This window comes from Streptomyces sp. NRRL F-525 (assembly GCF_000716605.1).
In the GTDB taxonomy this organism is placed as follows: Bacteria; Actinomycetota; Actinomycetes; order Streptomycetales; family Streptomycetaceae; genus Streptomyces.
Genome location: NZ_JNXE01000020.1, coordinates 73,151 through 83,843, shown reverse-complemented (window position 1 = coordinate 83,843; position 10,693 = coordinate 73,151). Strand labels below are relative to the sequence as shown.

Below are 10,693 nucleotides of genomic sequence, written 5' to 3'. Positions count from 1 at the left end.
TCCCAATGCGTGTGGAACGGCTCAGCGGAGCCGCGACCGCTCGCATAGTAAGGTAAGCATTGCCTTACTTGATAGACCCACCCCGGAACCACAGGTCCACGTCACAGCCGCTGAGGTTATGCTCACCTAAGCTGCTGGCCGGGCTGCCCGGTGGTCCGCCAACAGGGCTCCAGAGCACCGAAGATGACCCGGAAGACGACATGGAGACCGGCACGTGGCTTCAGGCAGAAGGCTTCGCACCACGGTGCTGGTGACGGTGATCGTCGCCCTCCTCGTCCTGCTGTCCCTGCTGTCGGTCGCCCTCGGCGCGCTCAGCGTGCCGCTCGACCAGGTCGTGCGCTCGGTCCTGGGCCATCCGCCCAGCCGCCTCGTCGACAACGTCATCTGGTCGGTGCGCGTGCCCCGCACCCTGCTCGGCCTGACGACGGGTGCCGCGCTCGGCCTGTCCGGCGCGCTGATGCAGGCCCTGACCCGAAATCCCCTCGCGGACCCGGGAATTCTCGGGGTGAGCGCGGGAGCGTCCTTCGCGATCGTCATGGCGGTCGGCGTGTTCGGAGTCGCATCGCTCTACGGCTATGTGTGGTTCGCGTTCGGCGGGGCGCTCGTCGCGAGCGTCGTGGTGTTCTTCCTCGGCCGGATGGGCCGATCCGGGGCCACACCGGTCAAGTTGGCGCTCGCCGGGGTCGCCATCACCTCGCTGCTCCAGTCGTTCACCAGCGCCGTCGTCCTCACCGACCAGGACGCCCTGGACCGCTACCGCTTCTGGTCGGCCGGCACCCTCGCCGACCAGGACTCCGGCGAGCTGGTGCGCATCCTGCCCTTCCTCGTCGTGGGCGCGGTCCTGGCCCTGGCCTGCGCGCCCGCCCTCAACAGCATGGCCCTCGGCGACGACGTGGCCGCCTCCCTGGGACGGCGGTTGGGTCTGGTACGGCTCCAAGGGGTCACCGCCGTCGTGCTGTTGACCGGCGCGTCCGTCGCCGTCATCGGTCCGGTGGTCTTCCTCGGTCTGGTCGTCCCGCACATCGCGCGAGTGCTCGCGCAGTACGCCGGGATCGGCCCCGACTACCGCTGGCTGCTGCCCCTTTCGGCCGCGCTCGCACCCCTCCTGCTGCTGTCCGCCGACATCCTCGGCCGGATGGTGGACCGCCCGACCGAGATCCAGGCCGGTGTCCTCGTCGCCTTCCTCGGCGGCCCGTTCTTCATCGTCCTGGTCCGCCGCCGGAAGCTCGCGGAGGTATGAGCGTGCCCACACCCGTAGTCGCTCCCCCGCGCGCCGCCCTCGCCGACCGGCCGTTCCGGCTGACCGTGCCCCCGGTGTCCGGCGTACTGCGTCCACGCCTGCTCCTCACGGGAGTTGGGGTCACGCTCGGCGCGTTTCTCTTGTTCTGCTGGGGCCTGACCATCGGCGAATATCCCGTCGCCTTCACCGACGTCATCCGGGCCCTGTGGGGCTCGGGCGACGCGGGCACGGTCATCGTCGTCCAGGATCTACGGCTGCCTCGTGCCCTGGTCGGGCTGCTGGTCGGCGTCGCGTTCGGGGTCTCCGGGGCGGTGTTCCAGACGATGACCCGCAATCCGCTGGCCAGCCCCGACATGATCGGGCTCACCGAGGGTGCCGGAACCGCCGTGGTGGCGGCGGTGGTTCTGGGCTGGACCGGCGGACTCGGGCTGTCCACGCTGGGGTTGCTCGGCGCACTGGCCACCGCGCTGCTCGTGTACGTGCTGGCGTGGAAGGGCGGGGCCACCGGCTACCGCATCATCCTCGTCGGCATCGGGGTGTCCTGGATCTGCTCCAGTGCCACCAACTTCCTTGTGGCGCGCGGCAATCGCTTCGAGGCGGAGGCGGCGCTCGGCTGGCTGGTCGGCAACCTCAACGGCCGGACCTGGAACCAGGTGGACTCGCTGGCCATCGCCCTGGCCGTACTCCTGCCGATCACCCTGGGCATGGGCCGCTGGATGCGCACGCTGATGCTCGGCGACGACGTGGCCGCCGGACTCGGCACCCCCGTCCAACCCGTCCGGCTGGCCCTGCTGTTGGCCGGTGTGGGCCTGGTCGCGTTCGGTACGGCGGCGGCCGGTCCGGTGGCGTTCGTCGCGCTGGCCTGTCCGCAGATCGCCCAGCGGCTGGCGGGCACCTCGTCGCCGCCCCCGCTCGTCTCCGGTCTCACCGGCGCGCTCGTCGTCCTCGGCTCCGATCTCCTCGCCCGCGAGGCGGTTCCGGGGACGGAACTGCCGGTCGGGATCGTCACCGGCGCCCTCGGCGCGCCGGTCCTGCTGTGGCTGCTCATCCGCGCCAACCGCGCGGGCTCTGGAGGCTGATCGCATGTCGACCACTGACCCGCGTGCCCCGCGGACGTCCGAATCCCCGGCCGCCGGGCCGGAGTTGCGGGCGCGTGATCTTCATCTCGCCTACGACGGCAGGGTCGTGGTCGAGAACCTGAACCTCACGGTACCGACCGGCCGGATCACGGCGATCGTCGGCGCCAACGCCTGTGGGAAATCGACCCTGTTGCGGGCGCTGGCCCGGCTCCTGGCCCCGCGCGAGGGCGTGGTGGAGCTGGACGGCGTGGCGCTGCGGTCCGTGCCGACCCGTGAACTCGCCCGCAAACTGGGCATCTTGCCGCAGACGCCGGTCGCGCCGGAGGGGCTGACGGTCCTCGACCTCGTCGGCCGGGGCCGGTCCCCGCACCAGACCTGGTGGCGGCAGTGGTCGGCGGCCGACGAGGAGGCCGTGAACGCGGCCCTGGAGGCGACCAACCTGACCGACCTCGCCGAGCGCCCGGTCGACGAACTCTCCGGTGGCCAGCGGCAGCGCGCGTGGATCGCCATGGCCGTCGCCCAGGGCACCCCGGTCCTGCTCCTCGACGAGCCGACGACCTATCTCGACCTCGCCCACCAGATCGACGTACTCGACCTGATCACGGACCTCAACCGGCGCGAGGGCCGCACCGTCGTGATGGTGCTGCACGACCTCAACCAGGCCTGCCGGTACGCCGATCACGTCATCGCGATGAAGGCCGGCCGCATCGTCGCCGAGGGCGCGCCCGCCGATGTCGTCACCGAGGCGACCGTCGAGGACGTCTTCGACCTGCGCTGCCGGATCACGCCCGACCCGGTGAGCGGCACGCCGTTGGTGATACCGCTGGGACGGCACCACCATGACGGCGTCTCTCCGGCCGGGCAGCCAGGTGTCTCCGAAAAAGTGTGACACTTTCGCGAGAAGTGTCACACTTTTCCAAACACCTACCCCTGCCCCGCCGCCACAGCCCGCCGCCCGACGTGGGGCCGCCCGCTCAGGGCCGGGACGTCAAGTACCCGCCCATCGTGCGGAAGTAGTCGCCGGCCGCGTACTCCGTGCCGTCGTCCGTGCGCACCCGGCGCACCAACAGCCCCCGGCCGCGCCCGGTATGGGCCTCCGGGCCGGCCACTATGACCACCCCGTCGCCCTCGCGGATGAAGATCCGGCCCGGGGTGCCGCCGTAGCGCCCCTCCGAGACGGCCGCGGAGACGATCCTGAGCCGCTGGCCGCGGTGGAAGGCGTAGGCGTTCGGGTACGGGTCCGACTGGGCCCGTACGAGGCGCTCCAGGCGTTCCGCGGGCCAACTCCAGTCGATACGGCTGTCCTCGGCCGAGCGCTTGTGGAAGAAGCTGGCGCGGCTGCGGTCCTGCGGCACCCACTGGCCGGCGTCGCGGCCGGAGGCGATCAGGTCGAGGGACTCGCGGACGATGGGCGCGATGAGGTCGACGGTGCGGTGGAACAGGTCGGTCGCCGTGTCGGCGGGTCCGACCGGTACCGAGCGCTGGATCAGGACGTCCCCGGCGTCGAGTTCGCCGTTCATGCGGTGCGCGGTGACGCCGACGCGCGGCTCGTCGTTCAGGAGCGCCCAGATGATCGGCGAGAAGCCCGCGTACGACGGCAGCAGCGAGTCGTGGACGTTGAGGGTGCCGTGCGGCGGGAGGTCGAACAGCTCCGGCGGCAGCCAGGTCCGCCAGTTGTTGGCGACGATGATGTCCGGCCGTGCTTCCCGTACGGCGTCGAGGAGTTCGGCGTCGTCGGGGCGGTTGCGCAGCAGGACGGGGACGTCGTTCTTCTCGGCGAGTTCGGCGACGCTGTCGTCCCAGATCTTCTCGTAGGCGTGCTCACTTTTCGGGTGGGTGACGACGAGAACGACCTCGTGGTCGGAGTCCAGCAACGCCTGCAGCGTGCGGTGACCCCAGGTCTGATAGCCGAGCATGACGACCCGCATGACGGTCCTTCCCTTCAACGACTCATTGCAAGGTAAGCCTTACCTTATCTAGCATTGGGCTGCCTGAGGGAGGCGATGCCACGGTGAAGTCACCGCTACTGGATTCCGAAGTGGTCCACGACATACTCGGAATCGGATTCGGTCCGTCAAATCTCGCTCTGTCCATAGCGGTTGAGGAGCACAACAAGAGCCTTCCGGCAGACAGCCGTCTCAACGCCCTGTTCCTGGAACGCCAGCCGCGCTTCGGCTGGCACCGGGGCATGCTGATCGACGACGCCACGATGCAGGTGTCGTTCCTCAAAGACCTGGTCACGCTGCGGAATCCGACCAGCGACTACAGCTTCCTCTGCTTCCTGCGCGAGCAGGGCAGACTGATCGACTTCCTGAACCAGAAGACCCTGTTCCCGCTGCGCGTGGAGTTCCACGAGTACTTCGAGTGGGCGGCCGAGCGGGTCTCCCACCTGGTCTCCTACGGCAGCGAGGTCGTCGCCGTCGACCCGGTGCGGGGCGACGACGGCGAGATCGCCTACTTCGACGTCACCAGCCGCGACCCTTCGGGTTCCGGTACGACGATCACCCGCCGGGCGCGCAACATCAGCGTCGCGATGGGGCTTGAGCCGCATGTGCCGCCGGGCCTGGAACTGGCCGAACGCATCTGGCACAACAGCGAGTTGATCCCCCGCGCGACCCGGCTCGCCGACGAGGGCAGGCCCGTACAGCGGGCCGTGGTGCTCGGCGCCGGGCAGAGCGCCGCCGAGGCGGTGGACTATCTGCACCGCACCTTCCCGGACGCCGAGGTGTGCTCGGTGTTCGCCAAATACGGCTACACCCCGGCCGACGACAGCCCGTTCGCGAACCGCATCTTCGACCCGGAGGCGGTGGACGTCTACTTCTCGGCGCCGTCCGAGGTCAAGCAGTCGCTGATCGACTACCACCGCTCCACCAACTACTCCGTGGTGGACATGGAGTTGATCGAGGCGCTGTACGCCACCGCGTACCGGGAGAAGGTGGCCGGCCGGGAACGGCTGCGCTTCCTCAACGTCTCCCGCATCCGCGCCGTCGACCCCGCGTCGGACGGCGGTCTCGATGTCGCCGTGGAGTTCCTGCCCACCGGCGAGAAGCAGGTGCTGTCCGCGGATGTGCTGGTGCTCGCCACCGGTTACCGCCCCCGCGACCTGAGTTCACTGCTCGGCGAGGCGGCGAAGCTCTGCCTGCGGGACGACGGCGACGAGGTCCGCGTGGGCCGGGACCACCGGGTCGAGACGGTCCCCGAAGTCACCGCGGGCCTCTATCTCCAGGGCGGCACGGAGCACACGCACGGGCTGACCAGCACGCTGCTGTCGACGGTCGCGGTGCGGGCGGAGGAGATCCACCGGTCGGTACAGGCGGCGAAACTGCCCGTCTGACCCACCCCGACTCCCCGGGCCCGGAGGGTACGGTCCCTTCCGGGCCCGGGGTTTTCTCTCTGCGTGTTTTCTCTGTGCGTGCGGTCGCCGTTGGTCAAACCTCCGTCAAATCAACGGCGTTGGGAATCGGGCGCGCCGAACACGTCCACCACACCCCGCACGGTCCGCACCGCTCCGCACGTCGCCGCGATCCAGTCCACGGCCATCCGGTGGTCGTCGTGCGCCCGGTCGGCCACCGCGTCCGCGACGACGAAGGGCTCCATGTCCTGCATCCACGCGTCGGCCGCCGTGAGCAGCACCTGGGTGCGGGCGAACACCCCGACGATGACCGGCTGGTCGCGCCCCAACTCCGCGAGCCTGCGCCGCAGTCGGGTCCCGGCGAAGGCGCTGAACCGCTTCGCCACCAGCACGCTGTCCCCGACCTGCGGCCGGATCGCGTCCACGACGTCACGGGAGTCCTCGCCACCGGGCAGACGTGGATGCCCGAAGCTGGTCTCCCGGCCGGCCGGTTCCCGCTCGGCGGTCTTGAGGGTGTAGAGGACGGGGATCCCGGCTGCCCGCGCCGACTCCGTCAACAGGCCGACCCCGGTGAGGAGTTCACCGACCGGCGCGGAGGACTCCCGCAGGACGTGCAGGAAATGGTTCTGCACGTTCAGGACCACCAGCGCCGCGCGGCCCGGGTCGATGGCCCAGCCCGTCCGGTCCGGGGGCAGCGCGGCGGAGCCGGGCATGACGTACGGGACCATGTCGGATGTCGGCATACGCATCGGCCTCTCACCGGTCGCCGGATGTCGTGGGAAGGGCGAGCGCGGTACCGGCTCAGTAAGGCCCATGGGTCCAGCGGCCGTTGGTCATCGTGGCGTGGACGGGCATGGCGCGCAGGGTGTCCGGTTCGGCGTCCAGCGGGTCCGCGTCGACGACCACCAGGTCGGCCGGGTCACCGACCCTGATGAGCCGGCGTCCGCGAGCCGCCGCGACCAACGCGTCCGCTACGGACAGGCGTTGCTCCGGGTGCCAGGCGGGGCGTTCGTCGTCGGTGCGGTTGACGGCGGATGCGATGGCCAGCCAGGGGTCCAAGGGCGAGACCGGGGCGTCCGAGCCGAACTCCAGCCGGGCCCCGGCGGCGAGCAGGTCGCCGTAGGGGAAGGCGCGTTCGGTGCGTCCGGCCCAGTGCCGGTCGGCCACGTCACGGTCGTCCGTCGCGTGCCGGGGCTGTACGCCCGCCGTGACCCCCAACTGGGCGAAGCGCGGCAGGTCTTGGGGGCTCAGCAACTGCGCGTGCTCGATCCGGCCGCGGCAGCGCACCGCCTCGAAGGCGTCCAGGGCAACGGTGTTGGCGCGGTCGCCGATGGCGTGCACGGCGGGTTCGATGCCGTGCGCCGCGGCGCGCCGCATGAGCCGTACGAGCTCGTCGGGCGCCGTCTCCTCGATGCCGTGGGCGCCGTCCGTGCCCTCTAGTCCCGGATAGGGGTCGCGGCACAGGGCGGTGCGGGTGTTGAGCGAACCGTCCGTGAAGAGTTTCAACGGCCCGACCTGAACCAGGCTCCCGTCGGCGCCGACCGCGCCCCCGGTCCGCAGCCCGCGTTTGATCGCCGCGTCCAGGTAGCTCGGATACACCGCGGCCGACACCCGTACGGCGGGCCGGAATCGGGCCGAACGCCGTTCCCAGTCCGCGACCGTGTCGCCGAACTGGAAGTCGATGACACCGCTGACCCCGCGCGCTGCGGCAGCCCGGCAGGCCTCCTCGATCCACCCGTCGACCACGTCGTCCGGCGCGGCGGGCAGGGCGGACAGGACCTCGTGGGCCTCGTGTTCCCGGATCAGGCCGGTGGGATGGTCGCCCCGGCCGACGAGCTCGAGGCAGGCGGAGTTGAGCCACGCGGCATGCAGATCGGCGCTGACCAGGGCTACCGGCCGGTCGGGCAGCACCGCGTCCAGCAGTGCCTTGTGCGGGGCATCCGCCCACAGCCCGTCCCGGAACCCGTACCCGTAGAGCACCGAGCCGTCGGCCGCCCCGGCCCGCTCCCGGACGAGGTCGGCCACGGCCCGCGCGGACCCGGTACCGGCCAGATCGAGCCGGTGCCGGGCACTCGCCCACTCCGCCAGATGGACATGCGCGTCCCACAGCCCGGGCAGCAACACCCGCCCGTTCAGATCGAGTTGACGCCCACCGCCGACCTCGACGCCCGAGCCCGCGTCCGTCTCGGGTACGACGTGAGTGATCCGGCCGTCCGCCACCCGCACCCGGGCGAGCGGCCCACCGGCACCGAGCCGCACCCGGGTGAGGATCAGGTCGCTTGGGTTGTCCGCCATAAGGGCCTCCAGGGGAATGCCGAGGCATCCCTCCAACGATTCCACCAAGTTAAGTAAGGCTTACCTTACCTTGTGGATCGCGCCCTGCGCCGCTCACTTCACGTCGACACTCGTCCGCACCCTCAGATCCCCCGCCGAGGCCCCCACCCACACGGCCCGCCGCCCGCGCCCGAGCACCCACGCGTGCCGCTTCGCGTCCCACGACGACAAAGTACGCGCATCGACGTGCACGGTCACCCGCCGCCGCTCCCCGCCCCGCAGCACGAGCCGCCGATAGCCGCCCAACACCCTTACAGCCTGGTCGAGTTGGAGGTCCGGTGAGCGGCCGACGTACACCTGTGGCACCGCGACGCCGTCCCGGCGGCCGGTGTTGCGGACCGTGAAGGTCACGTCGATCCCGTGCCCGTTCCGCCGCGCCGACGCGTCCTCGTAGGAGAAGGAGGTGTACGAGAGTCCGTGCCCGAAGGGGTAGAGGGGCCGGACGCCCTCCGCGTCGTACCAGCGGTAGCCGACGTGGATGCCCTCCGAGTACTCCTCGACGCCGTTCACGCCGGGGTAGCGGAGGGGGTCGCCGGCGACCGGGTGGTGGGCGTCGTCGACCGGGAAGGACTGGGTGAGCCGGCCGCCGGGGTCGCAGTCACCGAACAGGACGGCGGTCGTGGCGGCGGCGCCCTCCTGGCCCGGGTAGTACATCTGGAGGACCGCGCCGGTGCGGGCCAGCCACGGCATCGACGTGGACGACGAGGTGTTGAGGACCACCGTGGTGCGCGGGTTCGCGGCTGTTACCGCTGCTATCAACGTCGCCTGGTTCCCCGGGAGTTCGAGGGTGGTGCGGTCGAGGCCCTCCGTGGCGTCCTCGTAGGCGAACAGGACGACATTGCGCGCGGCGCGTGCCGCGGTGACCGCCTCGGTGACGTCCTGGGCGCGGGTCGCGCCGGTGATGCGCCGCAGCCGGAACAGGAGTCCGGCGTCGCCACCCGCGGCAGTGATCTTCAGGGTGTGGGTGCCCCGGGCGAGCGTGAGGGTCTTGCGGCGGACGGAGAGGCCGTCAGGGTCGACCGAGACCAGGCCGCCGGAGAAGTACTCGCCGTACCCGGCCGCGATCGGGAACAACTCCGCTCCGTCCAGGAGGACTTGGGGCCGGGCCGTGGGTGCCGAGTCGAAGTGCAGGACGAACGTCCACTCGTCGGGTTCGGTCACGGTGAGCGAGCCGTCGTACTGCCAGGTCTTGCCCGCGTCCACCCGCTGGCCCTCGCTGTCGAAGGCGGGGGAGAGTACGGACGCGGGGATGGCCTTGCCGAACAGGTCCTCGCCGAGCGCGTAGGTCACCCGATTCCGCGAACCCGCCCGCGCCCTGATCGCGTCGAGCGGGCTGTCCGCGTGGTCCGGTACGACATGCGCGCTGCCGCCGCCGCTGACGAAGGGCAGGGTGCCGGTGGGACCGATCACCGCGATGCCGCCGCTGCCGGTCAGCGGGAGGGTGCGGTGCTCGTTGCGGAGCAAGGTGGCGCCCGCCTTGGCTACCTCCAGGGCTACGGCCGCGCCCGCCTTCGCGTTGCGATCGGGCCGGGGCGGCACGCTGCCGTCGAGGAGCCCGAACCGGTCCATGACGCCGAGGATCCGGCGCACCGCGCGGTCGACGTACCGCTCGGGCAAACTGCCGTTCTGTACAGCCGACTTGAGGGGCGCGCCGAAGTAGGTGCCGTCCGGCATCTCCATGTCGAGGCCGGCGGTGATCGCGGCGACCGTGCTGTGCGCGGCGAACCAGTCGGTCATCACCCAGCCCTCGAAGCCCCATTGGCCGCGCAGGACGTCGGTGAGGAGGGTCTTGTTCTCGCAGGCGAAGGTGCCGTTGACCTTGTTGTACGCGCCCATCACCGCACCGGTGCCCGCGTCGACGGCCGCTTCGAAACCCCTCAACTCGATCTCGTGCATGGTCTGTTCGTCGACCCGTACGTCGATGGAGTCGCGGTCCTTCTCCTGGTTGTTCATCGCGAAGTGCTTGACGGTCGCGATGAGTCCCTCGCCCTGGATGCCCTTGATCTCGGCGGCGACCAGATCACCGGCGAGCAGCGGATCCTCGCTGAGGGTCTCGAAGTTGCGGCCCGCGTACGGGGTGCGGATGAGGTTGACCATCGGCGAGAGCAGGACGTCCTGGCCGAGGGCGCGGCCTTCCCGGCCGACGACCTGGCCGTAGCGGCGGGCGAGTTCGGGGTCGAAGGCGGAGGCGAGCAGGACGGGTGCCGGGAGGGCGGTGGCGTGTGCGGTGACGCGGACGCCGGCCGGTCCGTCGGTGAGCCGGAGGGGCGGGATCTTCAGGCGGGGGACACCGGGGATGTAGCCGGCCTGGCCGAGCGAGTCCGGGTCGGTGGCGCCGTGCAGGAGGGAGATCTTCTCGTCCAGGGTGAGCTTGGCCAGGAGTCCTTCGACGCGGGGTCCGGCCCCCGCCTCGGGTCTGGCCTGCGCGTACGCGTGCGACGGGGAGACGAGTCCGGTGGTGGCCGCGCTGGCGACGGCGATCGCGCCGCCCAGCAGACGCAGGGCGGATCGCCGGGACACGGTGTCGGTCATGAGCCGTCACTCCTTCGGTGTGCGGGCACGACGTTGTGGACCGCGGGTGCGCCTCGATGTCCCGGGCTGTGTTCGGTATCTGAACTCACCGTGCGCGAACACTTACTTGACGACCCGTTAGACACCACTGGCGCGGCGGGAAAACTATGACCGTCA

General features: G+C 70.8%; 8 protein-coding genes. 4 read left to right on the top strand and 4 right to left on the bottom strand.

The genetic code is table 11. The annotated features are described in order from the left end of the window. Nucleotides 1-244: 244 nt before the first annotated feature. The 3 genes from OO69_RS27225 to OO69_RS27215 are packed head-to-tail and all read left to right on the top strand — an operon-like array spanning nucleotide 245 to nucleotide 3,208. On the top strand, nucleotides 245-1,240 hold the full coding sequence (locus tag OO69_RS27225) for a FecCD family ABC transporter permease (protein WP_033283440.1): 996 nt from the start codon (nucleotides 245-247) through the stop codon (nucleotides 1,238-1,240). Beyond that, nucleotides 1,237-2,319 (top strand): FecCD family ABC transporter permease, encoded by a 1,083-nt coding sequence (locus OO69_RS27220; RefSeq protein ID WP_033283439.1) that lies wholly within the window; start codon nucleotides 1,237-1,239, stop codon nucleotides 2,317-2,319. The genes OO69_RS27225 and OO69_RS27220 overlap by 4 nt, the downstream gene beginning before the upstream one ends. Nucleotides 2,320-2,323: 4 nt before the next feature. After that, entirely contained in the window at nucleotides 2,324-3,208 is an 885-nt protein-coding gene (locus tag OO69_RS27215; RefSeq protein ID WP_033283438.1) for an ABC transporter ATP-binding protein, read from the top strand. 85 nt (nucleotides 3,209-3,293) lie between these two features. On the opposite strand, the gene OO69_RS27210 is transcribed toward OO69_RS27215, so the two are convergent. Beyond that, on the bottom strand, nucleotides 3,294-4,247 hold the full coding sequence (locus tag OO69_RS27210) for a methionyl-tRNA formyltransferase (RefSeq protein WP_033283437.1): 954 nt from the start codon (nucleotides 4,245-4,247) through the stop codon (nucleotides 3,294-3,296). A gap of 83 nt (nucleotides 4,248-4,330) precedes the next feature. Between OO69_RS27210 and OO69_RS27205 the strand changes: the two genes are divergently transcribed. Further along, nucleotides 4,331-5,653 (top strand): lysine N(6)-hydroxylase/L-ornithine N(5)-oxygenase family protein, encoded by a 1,323-nt coding sequence (locus OO69_RS27205; protein ID WP_033283436.1) that lies wholly within the window; start codon nucleotides 4,331-4,333, stop codon nucleotides 5,651-5,653. Nucleotides 5,654-5,763: 110 nt separating this feature from the next. Here OO69_RS27205 and OO69_RS27200 read toward each other — a convergent pair whose 3' ends face one another. From OO69_RS27200 to OO69_RS27190, 3 genes are all read right to left on the bottom strand, one after another. Then, nucleotides 5,764-6,414 carry an isochorismatase family protein gene (locus OO69_RS27200; RefSeq protein WP_051801216.1) on the bottom strand — a complete coding sequence of 217 codons (651 nt, stop codon included), beginning with the start codon at nucleotides 6,412-6,414 and terminating at the stop codon, nucleotides 5,764-5,766. A gap of 58 nt (nucleotides 6,415-6,472) precedes the next feature. After that, nucleotides 6,473-7,966 (bottom strand): amidohydrolase, encoded by a 1,494-nt coding sequence (locus OO69_RS27195; RefSeq protein WP_033283434.1) that lies wholly within the window; start codon nucleotides 7,964-7,966, stop codon nucleotides 6,473-6,475. A gap of 93 nt (nucleotides 7,967-8,059) precedes the next feature. Continuing rightward, the gene (locus tag OO69_RS27190; RefSeq protein ID WP_033283433.1) at nucleotides 8,060-10,537 is read right to left on the bottom strand and encodes a beta-glucosidase family protein; all 2,478 of its coding nucleotides are present in this window, start codon (nucleotides 10,535-10,537) and stop codon (nucleotides 8,060-8,062) included. Nucleotides 10,538-10,693 lie beyond the last annotated feature (156 nt).